The following is a 21,426-nucleotide window of genomic DNA, read 5'->3' on the forward strand; positions in this document are numbered from 1 at the left end:
ACAGCCATGACGCGCCTCGATCCCCGGCCCCGCTGGACCCTTGCGGGCACGGTGCTGCTCGGCGCCCTTGCCCTGGGCGCCGGCCCGCTGGCGGCCCAGTCCCCCTTCGGTGCCGTCGATCCGGCGCCGGGCTCGCAGATCAGCTTCTCGGCCGTGGAGCGCAACCGCCCGATCCATGCGGGCGCGGAGGTGGCCGTCGCCGGCCAGGGCTTCAGGCCCGGCCAGCAGGTGACGCTGCTCTATGGCACGGCGCCCCTGCTCGACCGCGCCCTGGTGGCCGATGGCGAAGGCAGGATCGCGGGGCGGATCGCCGTGCCGGCCAGGGCGGTCGCCGGCAGCCATCCCATCGTGGTGGTGGCGCAGGAGCCGTACAACGCGACGGTCGCGACGCTGAAGGTCTCGCCCGTCATTCCGCTTTCGGAGCAGGAGCGGTTCCAGATCGGCGAGAAGCAGATCGCGCGCGGCCTGTACCAGTCCGCCTACAGCGCCCGCAACAACGCCCTGTTCGTCGCCTCCGCCGTCGGCCGTCCGCCGGTGCGGCAGTCCGAGCTGGTGCGGGTCGATCCGGACACGCTGGCCGTCGTTGCCCGCATCACGCCTGCCGCCGCGCCGGCTCCGGCGCCGCGGCCGGGCGCTCCCGCGAATGGGCAGGGCGGGGGCGCGGCGGCCGATGGCGGCGTCTATGCCGTCTATGGCGTCGGTGTGGACGATGCCAACGACACCGTCTGGGTCACCAACTCCCGCCAGAACACCGTGGCCGTCTACAGGCAGTCCGACCTGTCGCTGGTCCGGCAGTTCGAGCCGGGCACGGTCAACCACGCGCGTGACGTCGTGGTCGATCAGGCGCTGGGGAAGGCCTATTCCAGCGCGACCTTCCAGCCGGAGGTCGTCGTGTTCGACACGCGCAAGCCCGAGGTCGCCAAGCGCGTGAAGATCCCGTCGCGGGTGCGGGGCGGCAGCTTCTCGGCGGCCAGCCTTTCCCTGAATGCCGCGGCGCATCGCCTCTATGTCGTCAGCAACTCGACCAACGAGGTCGCCGTCATCGACACGCGGACGGATGAGGTGGAGAAGGTCCTGCCCGTTCCGGGCACGCGGAGCGCCATCGGCGTGTCGCATGACCCGCAGACCAACCGCATCTTCGTGGCCGCCCAGGGGAGCGACAACCTCGTCGTGCTCGACGAGAACGGCAAGACCGTCGCCGACACCCCGGTGGGCGCCAATGCGCTGAACGTGGTGTTCGACCCGGTGCGCCGTCTGGCCTATGTGAGCAGCCGAGTGGCCGGCACGATCACCGTCACGGATGCCGATGGCAGGATCGTCGCCAATCTGGGCCCGGCGCCGCTGGCCAACCATGTCGCCCTGGGCCGGAATGGCACCGTCTTCGCGGTCGACAAGTCCGCGGGCGCCCGGAACGAGGAGGGGGACAGGCTTCTGCGCATCCAGCCGCGTTCCTGACCAGCGACGGGGCCCCGGTGATATCCCCGGGGCTCCGGTCGTCCCCATATGGGAAAGGCCCCCGTCAGGCCAGATGCGGCAGGTCCTGCGCCCGGACCTCGTGGCGCAGCGGCTCCCCGGACAGGAAGCGCCGGATCTCCTCGATGACCAGCGCCGTCATGCGCTGCGTTTCCGTCCCCTCCGCCCCCGCGATATGCGGCGTGAGGAAGACGTTGGGCAGGTCGTAGAGCGGATGCTCCGGCGGCAGCAGGTCGGGTTCCGTCACGTCGATCACCGCGCTGATCCGCCCGCCCGATAACGCCTCCACCAGCGCCTCCTGATCCACCAGGCCGCCCCGCGCCGTGTTCACCAGCACCGTGCCGTCCCGCATCAGCGCCAGTTGCCGCCGGCCGATCATGCCGCGCGTGGCGGTCAGAAGCGGCGCATGCAGGCTGACCAGATCGGCTTCGGCGAGCAGGGCCTCCAGCGGCCGCAAGGTGGCGCCCAGCCGTGCGGCCTCCTCCTCATCCAGGAAGGGATCGCTCAGCAGCACATGCAGGTCGAAGGGACGCAGCAGCTCGATCACCCGCCGCCCGATCCGGGAGGCGCCGACGATGCCGACCGTCTTGCCGTAATTGCCCAGGCCGGGCGCGAGGTTGCTCCAGGGCTTCGGTGCATCGCGCCGCTCCCGGTACAGGCGGTTGAGGCGGAAGACCTGCTTGTTGGCGAAGAGGATCACCGCCAGCGTGTATTCCGCCACCGGCAGCGCATTGGCATCGGCGGCATTGACCACGCGGATGCCGCGCTCCCAGGTCTCGGGCGCGAGATGTCCTTTCACCGTGCCGGCGAGATGCGCCACCAGGCGCAGGCGCGGCATGGCATCCAGCGCCGCCCGGTCCAGCGGTGGCGCGCCCCAGCCGGTCACCAGCACCTCCACCCGCGGCAGGAGCGGCGCCAGCGCGGGATCGTCGAAGCGGCGCACGGGACCGGGCGATATGACGTCCAGCAGTTCCCGCAGCCGCGCGTGCTGCGCTGCGGAAACGGTTTCGGGGTTACGGTCCGGATCATAGGCCAGCAGGGCGGCGGGTCCGCTCATCGTTCCTCCCCACGCGGTTCTTTCTGCATCGCAGCAAAAGTAACCAATCGTTTACATGAGTTCTTGCCCGATCTATCCGCGATGCCCCCTTTCCATCAAGATCATCTCTGATGTTGCTTGACAGGCCATGACGCAGGAATAACCTTCCGGTTACCAAAAATCGGCGGCCGGCTGCCACGAACCCGCGGCGGCGACAGGGTTCCCGGATGCGATGGCCCCCGGGGCGTGGAACCCCGGCGTCATCCCCGCGGGACGATCCAGGGCCGGACGACGCCGGACAAAGGGGAGAACACGTCCATGGCGAATCTCGCGCGGCGCGATCTGGGTCGCCTGGCCCTGGGGGGCGGCCTCGGCCTGCTGGGGGGCACGCTCGCGGGTGGCCAGTCCGCCCGGGCGGCGGAAACGAAGATGGCGGTGCAATGGTTCGGCGCCAGCGACCGCGCCCGCCGCACCTTCGCGGTGATCGAGCTCTTCGAGAAGCGCCATCCGGGCCTCAAGATCAACGGCCAGTACGGCAACTCCACCGACTACTTCCAGAAGATCAACACGCAGATCGCCGGCCGCAACGGGCCGGATGTCTTCCAGCTCGAACCCAACAGCCTGTCCGACTATGCGCGGCGCGGTGCGCTGCTGCCGCTGGAGCCGATGCTGGGCAAGGCCATCGACGTGTCGGGCATCGATCCCTCGATGCTCGATCTCTGCCGCGTGGACGGCAAGGTCTATGGCATGGGGCTCGGCCTGAACTCCTTCGCCATGCTCTATGATTCCGAGGTCTTCGCGCGCACCGGCCTGACGCCGCCGGACGAGAAGACGAGCTGGGACGACTATGTCCGCCTCTCGGTGGAGATGACCAAGGCGGCCAAGCAGGAGAACTGGTGGGGCTCCGCCGATATCAGCCGCAACCAGCAGGCGCTGACCGTCTGGCTGCGGCAGCACGGCATCGATCTCTTCACGGCGGAGGGCAAGCTCGGCCTCACTCCGGAACTGGCGGCGGAATGGTTCGCCTTCTGGGACAGGCAGCGCAAGGCCGGCGGCTGCATCACGCCCGACATCGCCTCGCAGGACGTGAATTCCATCCAGTCCATGCCGCTGGTCACCAAGAATGCCGGCATGGCGCTGATGTTCTCCAACCAGCTCGTCGGGACGCAGGAGGTCGTGCCCTTCAGGCTGGGCATGACCACTTTCCCGCATGGTGGTCCCGGCGCGAAGCCCGGGCATTTCTACCGGCCCGCGTTGATCTGGTGCCTTTATGGCCGCGGCCGCAACACGCAGCTCGCGGCGGAGTTCGTGAACTTCTTCCTCAACGATCCGGAGGCGGTGAAGATCCTCGGCGTCGAGCGCGGCGTGCCGATGGCCAGGTCATCGCGCGAGCTCGTCCTGCCGACCCTGAACGAGCTGGAGCGCCGCACGGTGGAATACGTCAACTTCCTGGCCGACAAGGTGGGCCCCTACCCGCCCGCCATGCCGGTGAACGCGCAGCAGTTCGGCCAGTTTCTGCGCAACGCCGCCGACGAGTTCGCCTTCGGCCGGATGGATGCGAAACAGGCCGCCGGGAAGCTGGTCAGCGACACGAACGCCATCCTGTGATGCACGAGAACCAGCACGCGGCCATCCGTGGGAACCCGCTGGCCAGCCGCGCCGATGCCGCCCGCCTGCTGCTGGACCTCAACGCGCCGCTGCGCCCGTGCTTCAGCCCGGGACGCGCGCAGGTGCGGCTGGGGCTGGACAGCGCGCATTTCGACCGCAAGGCCGAATGGTTCGAGGGCTATGCCCGCCCGCTCTGGGGCCTCGCGCCCCTCGCGGCGGGCGGGGGCGATTTCGACGGCTGGTCCTTGTTCCGCGAGGGGCTGGCCAGCGGCGGCGACCCCGCGCATCCGGAATACTGGGAGGCCGTCACCGACCACGACCAGCGCTCGGTGGAGATGGCGGCGCTGGGCTTCGCCCTGGCCCTGGTGCCGGAGCATCTCTGGGACCCATTGCCGGAACCCGCGAAGCGCAACCTCGCCACCTGGCTCGGCGGCGTGCAGCGCGTCGCCATGGCCGACAACAACTGGCATTTCTTTCCGGTCATGGCCGGGCTCGGGCTGCAGCGTGTCGGCCTGCCGATCGACGAGGCTTCCCGCGACCGCCATCTGGCGCGGATCGAGGAGTTCTACCTCCGCGACGGCTGGTACGGGGATGGGGCCGGCGGTCATATCGACCACTACAACGGCTTCGCGCTGCAGTTCTACGGCCTCGCCTATGCCGCCCTGGCCGGCGGCCGCGATCCGGAGCGCGCTGCCCGCTACCGCGACCGTGCCGCCGCCTTCGCCCGGGGTTTCCGCCACTGGTTCGGCGATGACGGCGCCACGCTGGCGATCGGGCGTTCGCTGACCTACCGCTTCGCCACCGCCGCGTTCTGGGGTGCGCTGGCCTATGCCGGGGTGGAGGCGCTGCCCTGGGGCGTGATCCGCGGGCTCTGGGCGCGGCAGATCCGCTGGTGGCTGCAACAGCCGATGCTGGACGAGGCCGGGCGGATGCGCGTCGGCTATCGCTGGCCGAACCTGCTGATGAGCGAGAACTACAACTCCCAGGGCTCGCCCTACTGGGCCTTCAAGGCCTTCCTGCCGCTCGCTTTGCCGGAAACGCACCCCTTCTGGCAGGCCGAGGAGGCGCCGCATCCGGACGCGGACGGCGTGACCCTGATTCCCGGCGCCTCCATGCTGGTGCAGCGCCAGGGCGGCGACGTCACCGCCCTGCCCGCCGGGCCCAGCCACGACAACATGCGCGGCGGCACGGAGAAATACGCGAAATTCGCCTATTCCACGCATCTCGGCCCCTGCATGGAGGCGGCGCGCTGGATCCACAACGGCGCCTGCGGCGACAACATCCTGGCCGTCAGCACGGATGAACGGGACTGGCACATCCGCCGCGACATCCCCGCCCGCCGCCTCGGCCCGGACTGGATCGAGACCAGCTGGTCGCCGCTGGCGGGGGTGGAGGTCACGACCCTCCAGTTCTTCAGCGAGGGCTGGGAGATCCGCCTGCACGACGTCCGGTCCGACCATCCCGTCGCGACCCTGGAATCCGGCCATGCCGTGCCCTGCCGCGTCCGTTCCCGCAAGCGGCCGGGCGGCTCCGTGCTGGACCTCCTGTCGGAAGGCGGCCTCCTGCTGCGGGCCGGGGACGCGGCGGGGAGCGCGATCCTCGATCCGCTCGGCCGGCGGCGGAGCGGCGCGATGGATGTCATGGCCAATACCAGCCTGATGTTCCCACAGGCCGCCGTGCCCGTGCTGGGCGGCCGCCTGCCGCCCGGCCGGCACCTGCTGGCCACCGCGATCCGGGCGGAACGACTGGCGGGGGCGGCATTTCCGCTGCCCGGCTGGGACCGGATCGCGGCCCTGGCCGCCGAGGCCGGCTGGGATGCGGCATGGAGGGCGGAGGCCGGCCCGCTGCCCGGGCCGTCTCTCATCCTCCGGACCGACAGCCGCGTTCCGGACCCGGTCCTGGTGATGTGAGACCCGGGGGGGGACGCTATCCCGGAGCGTCCCTTATGCCGTTGCGCGGAGCATCACTCGCAGCGCAAGGCCGCCCGCATCTCCTGCGCCCCCAGCGGGTCGCAGACCGCCGCCAGGCGACCGGCGGCGATCACGGCATAGCGGTGCAGCAGCGACTTGCGCCGCGCCGGGGCCAGAGGGCGGTGCGGAGCCTCGCGCAGCACGGCCGTCTCGTAGCCGTCGGTGCACCAGAGGCCGACCTCTTCCGGGATGAGGTCCTGCGGGAAGTCGCAGTCCACCGCGAAGAACAGCCGGTCGCACCATTCCAGGTATTGCGGCCATTTCGCGTCGGAGAGGAAGTCGCGCGGCCCGCTCTTCACCTCGATGGCGTTCAACTGCCCTTCCGGCGTCAGGGCCATGATGTCGAGCCTGCGGCCGCAGGGGATCGGCACTTCCAGCACGGGAGCCCAGCCCAGGCGGGCGCAGTGGCGCATGGCGGAACGGCAGACCAGCGCGGTGCGGTCAGGTACGGACAGGTCGAGCGGCATGAGAACGAATCGGGGACAGAATGCCGGCGGAGTCAAGCGCCCGGTGGCCCGCCTTCACGGATGCGCCAGGAAGGCTGTCCCTTCCTGGCATCGCTCCGGGGAAGCGCCCTAACCTTGCCAAGCAGAGGATGGAGCGTGGAACGCGTCATGGGGCCGACCCTGCGCAGGCTGGCTTACGGGCTCGTCCAGGGCCTGGGATGGATCGGCGTCCTCGCCCTGATCGGGGCGAGCCTGCTCCTGGTCCGGCGGCTGGGCTTCCCGGCCGTGCTGCTGCTCGGCCTGATCGCCAGCCTGATCTGCGTGCGGGCCGAATTGTCGCAGGACGTGCCCGGCTGGGGGCGGGACATCTTCGCCGCCCGCTGGCACAGCCGCCCCGATGCGTCGGAACGGCTGGCCTCGGCGGAGCAGATCGCCGCGCTCCGTTTCTACCGGAACTGCGGCTTCGCGCTGATCCTGGCCGGCGCGCTGGGCTCGGTCTGGCAGGTTTGGCGGATTGGCTGAGCCGGATGGGGGGGGACGGCCCCGCCCTCACCCCGACCGGCGTTCCGGTTCAGTGCCCGGTATAGGCGGCGCGCTCCTCCGCCCCATCGTCCCGCCCACCCGTCGGGCGACCGGCCCAGAAGCCCGCGATCAGCGAGCCGGACAGGTTGTGCCAGACGGAGAAGAGCGCCCCCGGCAGGGCCGCGAGCGGCGAAAAGTAGATCTTGCCCAGGGCGGCGGCGAGGCCGGAATTCTGCATCCCCACCTCCAGCGCCAGGGTGCGGCAGATGCTTTCCTCGAAGCCGAGCAGCCGCCCGCCCCAGTAGCCGCCGAGCAGGCCGATGCCGTTGTGCAGCACCACGCCCAGCATCACCACCGGCCCCACCGCCGCGATGCTGTTGCGGGTGCCCGCCACCACGGCGCCGATGATCAGCAGGATCGCGACCATGGAGACCAGCGGCAGCACCGGCTTCACCCCCTGCACGGCGCGCGGCACGAGGTGGCTCGCCACCAGGCCGGCGGCGATGGGCAGGGCCACGATCTGCAGGATGCTGGTCAGCAGGCCGAAGGTGTCCACCGCGATTTCGGCCGAGACGTAGAGCCGGGTCAGCAGCGGCGTCGCCACCACGCCCACCAGGGTGGAGAGCGCGCTGATCGTCACCGCCAGCGCCACGTCGCCGCGCGAGAGATAGACCATGACGGTGGAGGCGGTGCCGCTCGCCACGCTGCCCACCAGCACCATGCCGGCGGACAGGTCGGGCGGCATGTGCAGCAGCCGGGCGATGCCCCAGGCGGCCAGCGGCATGATCAGGTAGTGCAGCCCGACCCCGGCCAGCACCGGCGCGGGGCGGGTGATCACCCGGCGGAAATCCTCCAGCTTCAGGGTGACGCCCATGGCGAACATGATCAGCGACAGGAGCAGCGTGACCCAGGGGGCGACCGGCTGGAACACGGCGGGGGAGAGATAGGCCAGGGCGGCGGCGATCACCGCCCAGAGCGGGAAGAGCCGGGTGACGGCGGACATGGCGGCAACTCGTGCAAGGCGGTTGTAACGGATGCGGGACCGTTTCCTGTAGAGACTGCCCCCGGCGCCGGTAACCCATCCCGCCGCAAGGCAGCCCCGTGCCTTCCGTCCGGCCCGGGGGCACCGCCTTCCGGGGAGCAAAGCGCCGGCTGGTCTTGACCCGGGCGGAGGCCAGGAGCCTGTTGCGCGGCGGAGGAGACACGTCCGCATGATCCATCGCCGCACCGCCTTGCAGGCCCTGGCCGGCCTCGGCCCCATCGCCGCCGCCAGCCTGTCCCGCCCCGCCCGCGCCCAGGGTCAGGCCAAGATCCAGGGCGCGCCGCCGCTGCATCTCGTGGTGCCCGCCCCACCGGGCGGGCCGACCGACATCCTGGCCCGCGTTCTGGCGGAGGGCGCGCATCCCGCCCTGGGCCGCGTCGTGGTGGTGGAGAACAAGCCCGGCGCCGGCGGCGTGATCGGCAGCGAGGCCGTGGCCCGCGCGGCACCTGACGGCAACACCATCGTGCTGGGCCACAACCAGACCCATGCCTCGAACCAGTGGATGATGCCGAACCTGCCCTATGACGTCATCGCCAGCTTCACCCCCGTCGCGCGGCTGGGCACGGTCCATCACGCGCTGGTCGTCGGGGCGGACTCGCCCTCGCACACTCTGGCGGAGCTGATCGAGCGCGGGCGGCGGGAGGATCTGAGCTATGCCTCCTCCCAGGCCGGCTCCGCCTCGCACGTGATCAGCGAGACGCTGGTGCGGCGCACGGGGATGCGGGCGGTCCATGTGCCCTATCGCGGCGCCGCCCCGGCGGCGACCGACACGATGACCGGGGTGGTGGATTTCTACACCGCCACCTTCCCCTCGGTCGCGCCGCTGGTGCGCGACGGCAAGCTGCGCGCCCTGGCCATCGGCGCCCCGGCCCGCCTGCCGGACTTCCCCGACATCCCCACCGCCGCCGAGGCCGGGCAGCCGGAGCCCTTCGTGGATGCCTGGTTCGGCCTTTTCGCCCCGGCGCAGACCCCCGCGCCGCTGGTGGAGCGGATCGCCGGGGCCATGCTCGGCGTGGTGCGGGACCCCTCGATGGGTGAGAAGCTGCGGAATGCCGGCTTCACCCTGGCCCCGCAGGGTCCGGCGGAATTCGCCGCCTTCCAGAAGCAGGAGGTCGCCCGCTGGCAGGAGATGGTGCGACTGACCGGGGTGAAGCTGGAGGGCTGAGAGCGGCCGGCCACGTGCCGCCTGCCCCGGCGGCTCCGGGCTCGCATCCCGCCCGCCCGGCCTGACGGATGCGACCGCCGCGCCCGACCCTGTGACCGGAAGCGGGCTGGCCAAGCCGCCTGACCGGAGGGATGCTGGCCGCCGCGACCCGCCCCACCCGGCGCTTTCCGCCCGGGCGAGGTGGGGGCATGACCGTTCCGAAGCCATCCCACCCCGCCGCCGACCGGTCCGGACGCCGCTCCCACGCCCGGTCCGGCGCCCGGCCCGGCGGGGAGCCGGCCACGGGAACCGCATCGGCCAGGAACGGCGGCAGACACTGAACAAGGACAGGACCATGGAACGACGCCCGCTTGGCCGATCCGGCCTCACGCTCCCGCCTCTGGTCTTCGGCGGCAATGTCTTCGGCTGGACGGCGGACGAGACCACCTCCTTCCGCCTGCTCGACCGGCTGGTGGAGGCGGGCTTCAACGCCATCGACACGGCCGACATCTATTCGCATTGGGCTCCGGGCCATAGCGGCGGCGAGTCCGAGAACGTCATCGGCAAATGGCTGAAGCAGCGCGGCCGGCGCGACGACGTGCTGATCCTGACCAAGGTCGGTGGCGAGATGCCGGGCCAGGGCAAGGGGCTCGGCCGCGCCTGGATCAAGAAGGAGGTGGAGCATTCGCTCAAGCGCCTGCACACCGACCACATCGACCTCTACCAGTCGCATTTCGACGATCCCGACACGCCACTCGCCGAGACCATGGGCGCCTATGCCGAGCTGATCGCCGAGGGCAAGGTGCGCGCCGTCGGTGCCTCCAACTACTCCGCCGCGCGGCTGCGCGAGGCGCTGACGGCGGCGGCCGAACTTGGCGTGCCGCGCTATGAGAGCCTGCAGCCGCACTACAACCTGATGGAGCGCGAGGGCTTCTAGAAGGAGCTGCAGCCGCTCTGCTACGAGGAGGGGATCGGCGTGATCACCTATTTCTCGCTGGCAGCCGGCTTCCTCACCGGCAAGTACCGCAGCGAGGAGGATCTGGGGCAGAGCCCGCGCGGCAACGGCGTGAAGAAGTACCTGAACCCGCGCGGCCTCGCCGTGCTGCGCGCCCTGGACGAGGTCTCGGCCCGCCATGGCGTCACCCAGGCCCAGGTCGCCATCGCCTGGCTGGCGAACCGTGGCGGCGTCACGGCCCCGATCGCCAGCGCCACGAAGCTGGAACAGCTGGAGGATCTGCTGAAGGCCGCCACGCTCAAGCTCTCCGCGGAGGATATGGCGGCGCTCGACAAGGCCAGCGCACCCGCCTGACGGGGTTCGTCTTCACCTTGCGGCCCGGGGGGAAGGCGCCGCCTTTCCCCCGGGGCCTGCCAGGGGCGGCCGCCCTACCCTTCCTCCGCCCCGCGCTTCAGCCAGAGATCGACCAGCAGCAGCGCCGCGCTCACCGCCACCAGCAGCACGGCGACCGCCGCGAGGGTGGGGTCGAGGTTCTCGTTGATCCCGTCCCACATCCGGCGCGGCAGGGTGAAGACGCGCCGCCCCGCGATGAACAGCACCAGCACCAGCTCGTCCCAGCTATGGATGAAGGCGAAGATCGCGCCGGAGAGGATGGCGGGGAGCAGCGCCGGCAGCAGCACGCTGCGGGTGGAGAGCCAGGCGCTGGCCCCCAGCGAGCGCGCCGCCTGTTCCAGCCGGAGGTCGAAGCCGGAGAGCGCGGTGGAGGCGATGATCACCACATAGGGCATCCCCGTCACCGCATGGGCCAGCACCACGCCGATCAGGCTGTCCAGCAGGCCGAGCTGCGCGTAGCTGCGGTACAGGCCCAGCGCATAGACGATGGTGGGCACCACGATCGGCACCAGCATCAGCGCCCGCACCGCCTCCGCCCAGCGCGTGCCGAGGCGCCAGCAGCCGATGGCGCAGAGCGTGCCCGCCACCACGGCGATGGCGGTGGAGAGGAGCGCGACCAGGAAGCTCTGCGCGATGCTCCCCTGCCAGGGCGCGGAATGCAGCAGCCTGGCGTAGTGCTGCCAGGAGATCCCGTCCTGCGGCATGGAGAGGTAGCGCTGGTCGGTCAGCGAGACCGGCAGCACCACCGCGATCGGCAGCAGCAGGAAGAGCAGCACCGCCCAGGCGCCGAGACGCGTGGCGCGGGCCGGGCGTGTCATCGAGCGGATCGACATGCCAGCCTCACGTCATGCATCTCATTTTGTCTGCCCTCACTTCGTCCCCCTCACTTCGCACCGAGGAGCTGGCGCAGGTCGACCAGCCGCGACAGCGCCAGCAGCAGCGCCGCGATCACCAGGATCAGCGTGGTGGCGAGCATCGTGCCGGTGCCCCAGCGCAGCAGCTCCTGGATCTGCAGGCTGATGTATTCCGCCACCATCAGCACCCGGCCGCCCCCGAGCAGCGCCGGCGTGACGTAGAAGCCCAGCGAGAAGATCAGCACCAGCACCCCGGCGCCGATCACCCCGGGCAGGCTGAGCGGCAGGAAGACCCAGGCGAAGACCTGGGACCGGCTGGCTCCCAGCCCGCGCGCCGCGGCGAGCAGGCCGGGGCTGATGCCCCGCATCTGCGTCGCCATGGGCAGGATGGCGAAGGGCAGCATGTAGTGGACCATGCCCACCGCCACGCCGAACTCGTTCCACATCAGCGGCAGCGGCTGCGCGATGAGGCCCGTCGCCTGCAGCCAGGTGTTCACCAGCCCCTCCCGCCGCAGCAGCGTCATCCAGGCGAAGCTGCGCGCCAGCACCGAGACCCAGAGCGGCAGCAGCACGCAAAGCAGCATCAGCCGCTGCCGCCGCGCCGGCGACTGCGTCAGCACATAGGCGACGGCATAGCCGAGCACGAGAGAGACCAGAGTCGTGACCGCGCAGATCCGTGCCGTGGTGAGCAGCATCCGCCCGATGGCCGGGCTGTTCCAGAGCTGGGCATAGTTGCCCAGCCCCGGCCGCGGGTCGGTCACGCTGATCACCAGCACCTGCGACAGCGGCAGCAGATAGACCCCGAACAGCAGCAGCAGGGCCGGCAGCAGGAAGAGCTGGTAGGTCAGCCCGGCCCGCGATCCCGCGCCGCCCCTCACGCCGAGATCATGTCGATGAACTGGCGGTAGCTGTCGCCATAGTGCTCGCGGTACCAGTCGGCGCTGATCTTCACCTGCGCCGCCGCATTGGCCGGCGAGCCGGGATCGGCCTCGCGCAGTTCCGGCGGCACCAAGGCGCTGGCCTTCGGGTTGGCGGGGCCGTTGGACATGCTTTCCAGCAGGCTGACCTGGCCGGGCGGCTCCTGCATCGAGGCGATGGCGACCATGGCCTGCCTGCCGGCGGGATTGCCGCGCGGCACGACCCAGAGCCCCGGCTGCAGCACACCGTCCTGGAAGTTCCAGGCGATGCGCCCCTGCGTTTCCCGCCCCAGCAGGAAGGCGCGCGTGTGCCAGAGCCAGCCCATCACGGCCTCTCCGTCGCGCAGCAGGCTCTGGCTCTGCGCCCCGGTGTCCCAGGTCAGGAGCGCGTCCCTGATCGAGGCCAGCTTGTCCAGGCCGCGCTTCACGTCGAGGGGATAGAGCTTCTCGCGCGGCACGCCGTCGGCGAGCAGGGCCATCTCCAGCATCGCCTGGCTGTTCTTGCGGATCATGCGCTTGCCGGGGAACTTCTTCAGGTCGAAGAAATCGGCGAGCGTCGGGGTGCCGGGGACCCGCTGCTTGTCCCAGGCCATGACGCTGCTGAACATGTAGTTGCAGACCCCGCACTCATAGGCGAATTCCGGGACCACATCGGCCTTGCTCACCACGCCGTAGTCGATCGGGGCCAGCAGGTTGCGCCCGGCGAGCTCGGCCAGCCCGGTCACGCCGCTGTCGCAGAGGTCCCAGCGCACCGCATTGGCCTCGACCATCGCGCGCATCTTGCCGTTGGTGGGGCCGCTGCCGTCGATCACCATCCTGCCGCCGGTGCGCTTCTCGTAGGGTTCGACGAAGGCCTTGGTGAAGGCAGGCACGGCATCGCCGCCCCAGTTGCACAGGACGACCTCCGGCACCGCGGCCCGGGCGGCGCCTCGCCCGGCCAGGGTCGCGGCCAGCAGGCTGCCGGCCCCGAGGGCGCCGGCGCCGAGCAGATGGCGCCGCGTGCCCTGCCTTCCGAGGAGCATGGCCAAGTCCTGCCCGAATTCCTGACCCATGGTCTCTCACCTCTGTCTGACGGAACGGCCGGACAGTTCACCCGCGGCGATCCGGTCCGTGCCGGGGGAGCAAGCAATCCCGGTGCCATGGCGGGGTCATCCCGGCGGTGGCCGGGAACGGGGCACAGGGCATCGCCCCGGTTCCGGCGATGATGAGGCGACGATCGGAGCTGCCAGGGTGGCGGATGCGGCGGGCGGGCTGCGTGGGGAGGAGGCAGGAGGCGCGGCGGGCGGGCAGATCGCCGCTCCCAGCGCGGAGGCTTTTCCTGTCCTCGTGGTTCGGCAGGAAAAATCTCTTAAAGATAGAATTGTTATCTAATTTGACTTCTGTATCAAAATTTGTTCTGCTCTGACATCCTTCCAGGCCCGGAGCAAGGATGCCGAAAGCAGCACGAATCCTGAACGAAGCGATTCTGACCCAGCAGAAGATTCACGATGAGGCACTGCGCGGCGCTGGAAGCGCTGTCACAGGACCGGCACGTCTGGCGCTCCACGACATAGCGGATGCCGCCATGCTGGCCATCCGGCATCTCCAGAACCGTTTGCTGGCCATGGGGCGCCCTGCGCCCGACACCCGGGGGCACTGACCGCCGACCCCTCCCGCGCCACGATGCGGGGGGCGTGGGCAGGCGCTTCCCGGGATAGGTCAGCAGGCGGGCTTCTCGTCGTCCTTCCACCACTCCTGCACCAGGGCAAGCCAGAACGGCTTGGACAGGAGGTGGTCGGTCGCGAGCCTGAGCATGGAGGGGTTCAGAAGGTCGAGCATGGGACGTTCCCTGAATCTGCCACAGGGCCTGATTGCCCGGCGGCGACGCCCCTATGCCTCAGCACGGCACGGGGTGGGAACGAATGAAATTATGATCCTAACTATCAATCGGGCAGATGCCCGTGAGCCATGCGTTTCTGGCACAAGAAAATCGCATGAAGCATGACGTTTCATTGATGTGGGCGCATGTCGGGTGGTGAAGGGCAGGATGCGGAAACGACCGCACTGGAGGCAAGGGAGAGCCTCGGAAATTCCGCTCAGCCAAGTTCCGACCGCTTTCCCGATCGTCAGGCATCCGCTTGTAGAAGAAGGATTTTCCAGGGAGGGCGGGTGCTACCGGTCCGGAAAGTTCCGGCAGCTCAGCCTGGAGCAGGGGTGGCATCACAGGGGACTGCCGGCCGTCGGGAACCGGTCCGGACAGGGTGCCGCCATCCAACGGGGATGATGGACCTTCTCCCGCTGGATACACGGGACGGGCAGCGCAGCCATCCCGGTTGGGAATGGCTGCGCAGGCCGCCACCTGGGGTCAGACGTCGAAGAAGACGGTCTCGTCCGCGCCGCCCTGGAGGCGGATGTCGAAGGTGTAGACCACCTTGCCGTCGCGTTCGGAACGCTGCGCGATCAGGGTCTTCCGACGCTCCGCCTGCTCGATGATGTTGAGCACCGGGTCCTTCTTGTTCGCCTCCTCCTCGTCGGAGAAGTACATGCGGGTGCTCAGGCCGATATTGATGCCGCGCGCGGCGATCCAGAAGCTGACATGCGGCGCCATCTCGCCCCGGCCCGAGCGGCCGGCGACCTTGCCGGGCTTGATCGTCTCGAAGGTATAGACGCCGGTGTCGAAGGCCGTGCCGGTGCGGCCCCAGCCACGGAAGGCCGGGTCCACCGGCTTGTCCTGCTGGTCGGCCTCATGGGCGTACTTGCCGGCGGCATTGGCCTGCCAGATCTCCAGCAGGATGTCCTTGCAGATCGAGCCGGTGCCGTCGATGACGCGCCCCTCGATGGTGATGCGCTCGCCCTCGGTCTCGGGCGTCACCAGCGTGTTGCTGAAGTCCTTCTCGAAGATGTCGAAGCCAGCCTGGTGCGGGATCAGCCCGATATGCACATAGGGGCCGGCGGTCTGGGACGGCGTTTCCTGGAGGAAGGAGGCCGGGGCGTTGACGTTGAACATGGCGCTCAGTTCCCCTGCAGCTTGTTCTCGAAGAGCGTGGAGCGCTGGCCGCGCAGGACGATGTCGAAGCGGTAGGCCAGGGAGTCCAGCGGCACGCCGGCGTTCATGTCCAGGCGCGCGATCAGGCGGTCGCGGGCCGCCAGGTCCGGGACGGTGCCCAGGATCTGGTCGTGCGGGATCAGCGGGTCGCCCTCGAAATACATCTGGGTGATCAGGCGCTGCGCGAAGCCGCTGCCGAAGAGCGAGAAGTGGATATGCGCGGGGCGCCAGCTGTTGACGTAGTTGCGGAAGGGATAGGCGCCCGGCTTGACCGTCCGGAACACGTAGTAGCCGTCCGCATCCGTCACGGTGCGGCCGCAGCCGCCGAAATTCGGGTCGATGGGGGCGAGGTAGGTGTCGTTCTTGTGGCGGTAGCGGCCGCCGGCATTGGCCTGCCAGAACTCCACCAGCGCGCCGCCGACGCCGCGGCCGTTCTCGTCCACCACGCGGCCATGGACGATGGTGCGCTCGCCGATCGGCTCGCCCGTCTTGGCGTAGTTCAGGATCAGGTCGTTATCCAGCTCGCCGATATCGCCATGGCCGAAGACCGGCCCGGTCACCTCGGAGAGCGAGTTCTGCAGCGAGAGCAGCGGCCAGCGGGGGGAGCGGGCGACGCTGGTCTTGTAGGTGGGCGTATAGGCCGGCGGATGGATGGCGCGGTTGCGCATCATGAATTCCGGCGCCGCGGCGCGCCGCAGGCTGTCGCGGTTCAGCAATTGCTTGTGGCCGTCGGGCATCGACGCCTCCCTGCTGGTTGCTTCTGTTCCGGGGCTGCGGAGCCCCGCCGGTCGCCGTCGGCGGACGCCGGTTCGAGGCGCAGGCTTGCACCTGTGGCGTCCGGGGATCAACGAGGCAGACTCGCGGAATCCATAAGTTATAAGTTATGAATGTCCCGGGATGACCAATCGCCGCTTCGAATGTTTCGTCACCGCCGCCCGGGAACTGCATATCGGGCGTGCCGCCGAGCGCCTCGGCATCGCGCAGCCCGCCCTCAGCCAGCAGATCCGGGCTCTGGAGCAAACGGTGGGAGCACGGCTGCTGCGCCGGGTCGGGCGCGGCATCGCCCTGACCGAGGCGGGGGCTGCCTTCCTGCCCGAAGCCGTGGCGGCGCTGGAGCAGGAGGCGCGGGCGGTGTATGTCGCCCGCCGTGCTGCCCGGGGCGAGCTCGGCGAGATCAGCATCGGCTATGTGAACACCGCCATGCTGGGGCCGGAACTGCCCACCCTGCTTTCGGCCTTCCGCCGTTCCGTGCCCGATGCGCGGATCGACCTGCAGGAAATCTCGGTGCAGGACCAGCTTCCGGCCCTGGAACAGCGGCGCCTGGATCTGGCCGTGGTGCGGGAGCCGGTGGGAGGCCTGCCGCCCGAGTACCAGGCCCGGCATTTCAGCCGGGATGCGTTACTGGCGGCGGTGCCGCTCTCCCTGGCCGAGCGCCTGCCCCGTCCGCTGCCGCTGGCGGCACTGGCGGAACAGCCCTTCATCGCCCTGCGTGACCCGCATGGCATGGGGCTCGGCCACCGGCTCTGGCAGCTTTGCCGGGAGGCCGGGTTCGCGCCCCGGATCGAGCTGCGGGTGAACAATGCCACCAGCATCCTGGGGCTGGTGGCCGCCGGCTTCGGGGTCAGCCTGGTGCCGGCGGTCCTGCGGCGGGTCGGGATGGCGGGGGTGGCCCTTCTGGAGCTGGAAGGGAGCGAGGCGCATACCGACCTCGCCATCGTGCACCGACCGGCCGATACCTCGCCCCTGAAGCTGCGCTTTCTGGCCCAGCTGCCGCAGGATGGGACTGCCTTTCCACAACCGGAAGTCATCAGTTAACGAAGGTTGAATCAACCCTCGATACTCTCATTCCTGTTGTGTATGATGCGTCGCAGCAACCATAGGTGGACATGGCTGAGATGAGCACCATCACGAGGCTGCGGGTCGGCAACGAAGACTTCCTGGTCGCGGCCATGATCGAGCGGTGCCCGAAGTCGATGATGATCCGGGAACTGCTGCAGAACGCGCTGGAGGCGGCGCAGAGCGCGCCGGACGGGGAACGGCGCGTGGAGTTCTCGGCCCTGACGGTCGACGGGGCGCGCAAGCTGGCGCTGTGGAATGCCGGGCGGGGGCTGACCGCGGCGGAACTCTACCGGATGTGCGACATCGCCGCCTCGATCAACAAGGTGAACGGGCTCGATGCCAATTTCGGCATGGGCGCCAAGGTGGCCTCGCTGCCCTCCAACCAGCACGGGATGCGCTACCGCTCCTGCCGCGACGGGGTGGTGCATGAGGTGGTGCTGGGCAAGCGGGGCGGCACCTATGGGCGCCTGCACCAGCCCGGCCCGGACGGACGCCTGACCGAGATCGTCGAGGTCACCGCCCTGGCCCAGGCCGAGGGCCGGGACACCGCAAGCGACTGGACCGAGGTGGTGCTGCTCGGCAACCGGGCGGAGCAGGACACCGTGGCCGATCCCTTCGACGGCCATCCGCGCAGCCCGGCCAACTGGCTCATCGAGACCATCGGCGGCCGCTACTTCCGCTTCCTGCCCGGCGGTGCCGTGACGCTGCAGCCCGGCATCCATCCGGTCACCGCCAGCTATGCGCTGCGCAGCCTGGAACAGCGCCTCGCGGCCCTGCCGCATTACGAGCGCGTGGCGCTGCCGGACGGCGTCGCGATCCACTACGCCTATGACGCCCCGCATCCGGACAAGCCGGGGGCCAATCTCAGCCAGTCCTCCGGGCTGGAGAATGCGGAGGGCATGGCCGGCATCGTCTTCCGCGACGAGATCTTCGCGGTGCTGCGCGGCGCGCAGTGGCGGCGCGAGGCACCGAGCTTCGGCGTGCCGGTGGGCGCGCGGCATGTCTCCATCCTGGTGGAGTTGCCGCCGGATCATCCGGTCCAGGCGGAGGGCTATCGCGAGTTCCTGCGCTATCGCGGCGGCGCGCAGGCACAGGTGCGGCTGGCCGATTTCGCGCCCCTCATCGCCGAGCACCAGCCGGGCTGGCTGAAGGAGATCCTGGCCGGCAGCTCGCCTTCCGCCGCCCTGGTGGCCGAGGCGCAGCAGGAGATGGGGGAACTGCTGCGGAGCCTGGGCGTCGCCCGCCGCCGCCCGCCCCGCCCGCGCACGGAGGACATGCCGCCGCCCGCGACGCCGGTGGCGACGCCAGCCCCCCGCCCGGTGGTGATCGAGACCGCGCCGGCCCTGTTCCTGCTGCGCGGGGCCACCGAGGTGGCCGATGCCGGGCTGACCTTCCGCGCCGCCTGCTACTATCCGGAGAGCCACCAGCTCCACATCAACCTGACCTATCCGGCGGTGGCGGTGATGGCCGCCATGCTGACCGGCAGCGAGGACAGCGAGGAGGTCGCCCCGGCGGTGCAGGCCGCCGCGACCGAGATCGCGGAGCGCAGCCTGGTCATGCGGGTGGCACGCGCACTGGTCCATGGGCTGGCCAAGCGCGGGCGCCCGCGCGAATGGAATGATGGACAGTTGCGGGTGCTGCTGTCCGCGGAGAGCCTGACCCTGGCGGCCGACGACGTGCATGCCGGCCTCACCGAGGCGCAGGAGAGCTTCCGCCAGAGCGTGCTGGCCGTACCGGCGGCGGAATAGCCGCCACGCTGCTTCCCCGGGGGTGCCGCATCCCCGGGGAGCGATGGCCCCGCCAAGCCGGACGGCCGCCACGGCCCCGGCGCGACGGGTGACGTTTCAGTGGTGCTGCGTTCCGTGTTCCGCGTTCCGGCGCCGGGTTTCCGCGGCCTTTTTGGCGGAGGCCGAGCGCTCGCTGGCCGGGCGGGAGGCCGAGGCTTTGCCGCCCAGATGGCCGCCCTTGTGCGAGGGCTCGTGCGAAACCGCGTGGCCGCGCCCCGAACCGCTCTTCTTGCCGCCGCCATCCTGCTTGTTCACCGTGGCCCAGGCCCGCGCCTCGGCCTCCTTCTCCGGCACGCCGCGGTGCTCGTAGCCTTCCTCGATATGCTCGGCCTGGCGCTTCTGCTTGTCCGTGTATGCGTCCTTGCTGCCGCGTCCCGTTGCCATCCCGCATCTCCCTGCATCCGGCGGCCCGATGACCTCCGCCCGGTGAGGAAACGTGCCGGCCGCCGGATGGCTGCGCCTCCCACACAGGCGGCGATCCTGATCGGCTGCCGGAAGCCCCTCAGGCCGGGGCCCGCGCCCCGATGCGCTCGGCCGCCAGCCTCTGCCGCAGCCAGGCGGCGGCGGGGCCGGAGCGGCGCTGCTTGTGCCAGACCATCTCCAGCGCCACGGGCCAGTCGCCGCGGTCGAACTGGAGTTCCGGCGTGACGAGGTCCGGCGCCGCCGGGGAGGCGGCGATCACGTGGTCGGAGGCGAAGGCCCAGCCGATGCCATGCTTCACGAATTCCAGGATCACCCAGTGGCTTTCCACCCACCAGACCTCGGCCGCGACGCGCAGCCGGCTCTTCTCCCGGCTCTCGCTGCGGGTGGCGAGCATGATCTGGCGGTGGCGCTTCAGCTCCTCCCATTCCACCCGCTCCTTGGCCAGGGGGTGGTCGCGGCCGCAGACCAGCTTCAGCGGCACCCAGCCCAGCGTGTGGAAACCCAGTTCGGTCGGCAGCACCTCCGGCCGCCACTGGATGCCGAGATCAGCCTTCCCTTCCAGCACGAGCTGGCTGACATCCTCCATGAGCGAGAAGAGGATCTCCAGCTCCACGAAGGGGAAGTGCCGGGCGAAATCGGCGAAGAGGCTGCCGAGCGCGTTCTCCGGATAAAGCTCGTCGATGGCGAGGACCAGGCGGTCCTCCACCGCTTCCTCCAGGCTGCGCGCCACGCCGATCAGGTGTTCCCGCCGCTCCAGCACCACCCTTGCCTCCTGCAGCAGCCGCTGGCCGGCGCGGGTCAGGCTCGGGTTGCGGCCCTCGCGGCGGAAGAGCTCCAGCCCGAGATCGGTCTCCAGATTGGCGACATGGGTGCTGACCACCGACTGCGCCCGGCGGAGCTTCCGGGCGGCAGCAGAAAAGGAGCCGGTCTCGGCGGCGGCCACGAAGGCCTGGAGCTGGTCGAGGGAAACGGTCATGGCTGCGATCTATCGCCCAAGACGATGGCAACCAACTTTGCCATGGAAGGAAAAGCGATAGAAACCCCGCAACAACGCCAGCCGCACAAAGGTTCCTCCATGCGCAGCACAGCGGATCGCATCCGTCACACCATCCTGTTCGAGATCGTCGGCCTCGCCCTGGTCCTGCCGCTGGGCTCCTGGCTCTTCGGCCTGCCGGTCGAGAAGATGGGGGTCATCGGCGTCGGCAGCGTCTTCGCCGCGGCGATCTGGAACTACGTCTACAACCTGGGCTTCGACCGGGCGATGCTGGCCCTGCGGGGGCGGGTGGAGAAGACGCTGCCGCTGCGCGTCCTGCACGCCATCCTGTTCGAGGCCGGGCTGCTGGTGGTGCTGCTGCCGGCCATCGCCTGGTATCTCGGCATCAGCCTGGTGGAGGCCTTCGTCATGGATATCGCGATCGCGGGCTTCTATGTGGCCTATGCCTTCGTCTTCAACCTGGCCTATGACCGGATCTTCCCGATCCCGGAGCGGCGGGCGCGGGCGGACGGCCTGCCGGCCCGGGCCTGACCTCGTGGGACAGTGACATGCGGCAGGCCCTCCATACCCTCCTGGTCGAGACCCCCGGTGCCGGACTGGTCGAGATCACCGCCCCCATCCGCCGCTGGGTGACGGGCCAGGGGATCGCGACCGGGCTCCTTACCCTCTGGTGCCGGCACACCTCGGCATCCCTGCTGGTGCAGGAGAATGCCTCACCGGATGCGCGGGCCGACCTGGAAGCCTTCTTCCGGCGGATCGCACCGGAGGCGCGGGGCCTGTACCGGCATGACGAGGAGGGGCCCGACGACATGCCGGCGCATCTGCGCGCCGCGCTGACGCAGACCCAGCTTTCCGTGCCGGTCGCCGATGGGCGGCCGGTCCTGGGCATGTGGCAGGGGATCCACCTGTTCGAGCACCGGGCGGCGCCGCACCGGAGGGAGGTGGTGCTGCACCTGATCGGGGAGTGATCCCCGGCGGGGTGCGGCCGCCCTGCCCCC

Annotated in this window: 20 protein-coding genes and 1 pseudogene; 11 read left to right on the top strand and 10 right to left on the bottom strand. The window is 70.1% G+C overall.

What is annotated here, in order from left to right:
• Nucleotides 1–6: 6 nt before the first annotated feature.
• The gene (locus tag RGI145_RS15505) at nt 7–1,455 is read left to right on the top strand and encodes a YncE family protein (protein WP_075799059.1); all 1,449 of its coding nucleotides are present in this window, start codon (nt 7–9) and stop codon (nt 1,453–1,455) included.
• A 64-nt stretch (nt 1,456–1,519) separates the two neighbouring features.
• On the opposite strand, the gene RGI145_RS15510 is transcribed toward RGI145_RS15505, so the two are convergent.
• The gene (locus tag RGI145_RS15510) at nt 1,520–2,530 is read right to left on the bottom strand and encodes a hydroxyacid dehydrogenase (RefSeq protein WP_075799060.1); all 1,011 of its coding nucleotides are present in this window, start codon (nt 2,528–2,530) and stop codon (nt 1,520–1,522) included.
• 297 nt (nt 2,531–2,827) lie between these two features.
• On the opposite strand from RGI145_RS15510, the gene RGI145_RS15515 reads away from it, so the two are divergent.
• On the top strand, nt 2,828–4,117 hold the full coding sequence (locus RGI145_RS15515; protein WP_075799061.1) for an ABC transporter substrate-binding protein: 1,290 nt from the start codon (nt 2,828–2,830) through the stop codon (nt 4,115–4,117).
• Nucleotides 4,117–6,027, top strand: coding sequence for a DUF2264 domain-containing protein (locus RGI145_RS15520; protein ID WP_075799062.1), 1,911 nt, complete (start codon nt 4,117–4,119; stop codon nt 6,025–6,027). Before RGI145_RS15515 ends, RGI145_RS15520 begins: the two co-directional genes overlap by 1 nt.
• Nucleotides 6,028–6,080: 53 nt before the next feature.
• On the opposite strand, the gene RGI145_RS15525 is transcribed toward RGI145_RS15520, so the two are convergent.
• Complete coding sequence (locus tag RGI145_RS15525) at nt 6,081–6,554, bottom strand: MmcB family DNA repair protein (protein WP_027282873.1); 474 nt, start codon at nt 6,552–6,554, stop codon at nt 6,081–6,083.
• A 135-nt stretch (nt 6,555–6,689) separates the two neighbouring features.
• Here RGI145_RS15525 and RGI145_RS15530 point away from each other — a divergent pair, with 135 nt between their 5' ends.
• A complete protein-coding gene (locus tag RGI145_RS15530) occupies nt 6,690–7,055 on the top strand; it encodes a hypothetical protein (RefSeq protein WP_156878562.1) in 366 nt (121 codons plus the stop codon).
• Nucleotides 7,056–7,104: 49 nt separating this feature from the next.
• Here RGI145_RS15530 and panS read toward each other — a convergent pair whose 3' ends face one another.
• Nucleotides 7,105–8,058 carry a ketopantoate/pantoate/pantothenate transporter PanS gene (gene panS, locus RGI145_RS15535; RefSeq protein WP_075799064.1) on the bottom strand — a complete coding sequence of 318 codons (954 nt, stop codon included), beginning with the start codon at nt 8,056–8,058 and terminating at the stop codon, nt 7,105–7,107.
• A gap of 208 nt (nt 8,059–8,266) precedes the next feature.
• On the opposite strand from panS, the gene RGI145_RS15540 reads away from it, so the two are divergent.
• Together RGI145_RS15540 and RGI145_RS15545 are read left to right on the top strand one after the other, a co-directional pair.
• On the top strand, nt 8,267–9,262 hold the full coding sequence (locus RGI145_RS15540; RefSeq protein WP_083670812.1) for a Bug family tripartite tricarboxylate transporter substrate binding protein: 996 nt from the start codon (nt 8,267–8,269) through the stop codon (nt 9,260–9,262).
• Nucleotides 9,263–9,596: 334 nt separating this feature from the next.
• Nucleotides 9,597–10,550, top strand: a pseudogene (locus RGI145_RS15545) (aldo/keto reductase).
• Between the two features lie 74 nt (nt 10,551–10,624).
• On the opposite strand, the gene RGI145_RS15550 reads toward RGI145_RS15545, so the two are convergent.
• Genes RGI145_RS15550 through RGI145_RS15560 form a run of 3 tightly spaced genes read right to left on the bottom strand, consistent with a single transcriptional unit; the run spans nt 10,625 to nt 13,412 of the window.
• Nucleotides 10,625–11,422 carry an ABC transporter permease gene (locus RGI145_RS15550; RefSeq protein ID WP_237183093.1) on the bottom strand — a complete coding sequence of 266 codons (798 nt, stop codon included), beginning with the start codon at nt 11,420–11,422 and terminating at the stop codon, nt 10,625–10,627.
• 50 nt (nt 11,423–11,472) lie between these two features.
• Nucleotides 11,473–12,321: an ABC transporter permease gene (locus tag RGI145_RS15555; protein ID WP_156878563.1), complete on the bottom strand. Its 849-nt coding sequence runs from the start codon at nt 12,319–12,321 to the stop codon at nt 11,473–11,475.
• On the bottom strand, nt 12,318–13,412 hold the full coding sequence (locus RGI145_RS15560; protein ID WP_075799065.1) for an ABC transporter substrate-binding protein: 1,095 nt from the start codon (nt 13,410–13,412) through the stop codon (nt 12,318–12,320). The genes RGI145_RS15555 and RGI145_RS15560 overlap by 4 nt, the downstream gene beginning before the upstream one ends.
• A 377-nt stretch (nt 13,413–13,789) precedes the next feature.
• Between RGI145_RS15560 and RGI145_RS25140 the strand changes: the two genes are divergently transcribed.
• Nucleotides 13,790–13,999, top strand: a complete 210-nt coding sequence (locus RGI145_RS25140) for a hypothetical protein (RefSeq protein ID WP_156878564.1) — start codon at nt 13,790–13,792, stop codon at nt 13,997–13,999.
• A 705-nt stretch (nt 14,000–14,704) separates the two neighbouring features.
• On the opposite strand, the gene pcaG is transcribed toward RGI145_RS25140, so the two are convergent.
• On the bottom strand, nt 14,705–15,346 hold the full coding sequence (pcaG, locus tag RGI145_RS15565; protein ID WP_075799066.1) for a protocatechuate 3,4-dioxygenase subunit alpha: 642 nt from the start codon (nt 15,344–15,346) through the stop codon (nt 14,705–14,707).
• Nucleotides 15,347–15,351: 5 nt separating this feature from the next.
• Complete coding sequence (pcaH, locus tag RGI145_RS15570) at nt 15,352–16,122, bottom strand: protocatechuate 3,4-dioxygenase subunit beta (RefSeq protein ID WP_145144974.1); 771 nt, start codon at nt 16,120–16,122, stop codon at nt 15,352–15,354.
• Nucleotides 16,123–16,282: 160 nt separating this feature from the next.
• Here pcaH and RGI145_RS15575 point away from each other — a divergent pair, with 160 nt between their 5' ends.
• The gene (locus RGI145_RS15575) at nt 16,283–17,200 is read left to right on the top strand and encodes a LysR family transcriptional regulator (RefSeq protein ID WP_075799067.1); all 918 of its coding nucleotides are present in this window, start codon (nt 16,283–16,285) and stop codon (nt 17,198–17,200) included.
• A gap of 80 nt (nt 17,201–17,280) precedes the next feature.
• Complete coding sequence (locus tag RGI145_RS15580) at nt 17,281–18,972, top strand: ATP-binding protein (RefSeq protein ID WP_075799068.1); 1,692 nt, start codon at nt 17,281–17,283, stop codon at nt 18,970–18,972.
• Nucleotides 18,973–19,068: 96 nt separating this feature from the next.
• Here RGI145_RS15580 and RGI145_RS15585 read toward each other — a convergent pair whose 3' ends face one another.
• Both RGI145_RS15585 and RGI145_RS15590 read right to left on the bottom strand, forming a co-directional pair.
• Complete coding sequence (locus tag RGI145_RS15585; RefSeq protein WP_075799069.1) at nt 19,069–19,395, bottom strand: plasmid stabilization protein; 327 nt, start codon at nt 19,393–19,395, stop codon at nt 19,069–19,071.
• 118 nt (nt 19,396–19,513) lie between these two features.
• Nucleotides 19,514–20,410, bottom strand: a complete 897-nt coding sequence (locus RGI145_RS15590; protein WP_075799070.1) for a LysR family transcriptional regulator — start codon at nt 20,408–20,410, stop codon at nt 19,514–19,516.
• Nucleotides 20,411–20,509: 99 nt separating this feature from the next.
• Between RGI145_RS15590 and RGI145_RS15595 the strand changes: the two genes are divergently transcribed.
• Together RGI145_RS15595 and RGI145_RS15600 are read left to right on the top strand one after the other, a co-directional pair.
• Nucleotides 20,510–20,959 carry a PACE efflux transporter gene (locus RGI145_RS15595; protein WP_075799071.1) on the top strand — a complete coding sequence of 150 codons (450 nt, stop codon included), beginning with the start codon at nt 20,510–20,512 and terminating at the stop codon, nt 20,957–20,959.
• A gap of 17 nt (nt 20,960–20,976) precedes the next feature.
• Nucleotides 20,977–21,396, top strand: a complete 420-nt coding sequence (locus tag RGI145_RS15600) for a secondary thiamine-phosphate synthase enzyme YjbQ (RefSeq protein ID WP_075799072.1) — start codon at nt 20,977–20,979, stop codon at nt 21,394–21,396.
• Nucleotides 21,397–21,426 lie beyond the last annotated feature (30 nt).

Source organism: Roseomonas gilardii (genome assembly GCF_001941945.1).
GTDB lineage: Bacteria > Pseudomonadota > Alphaproteobacteria > Acetobacterales > Acetobacteraceae > Roseomonas.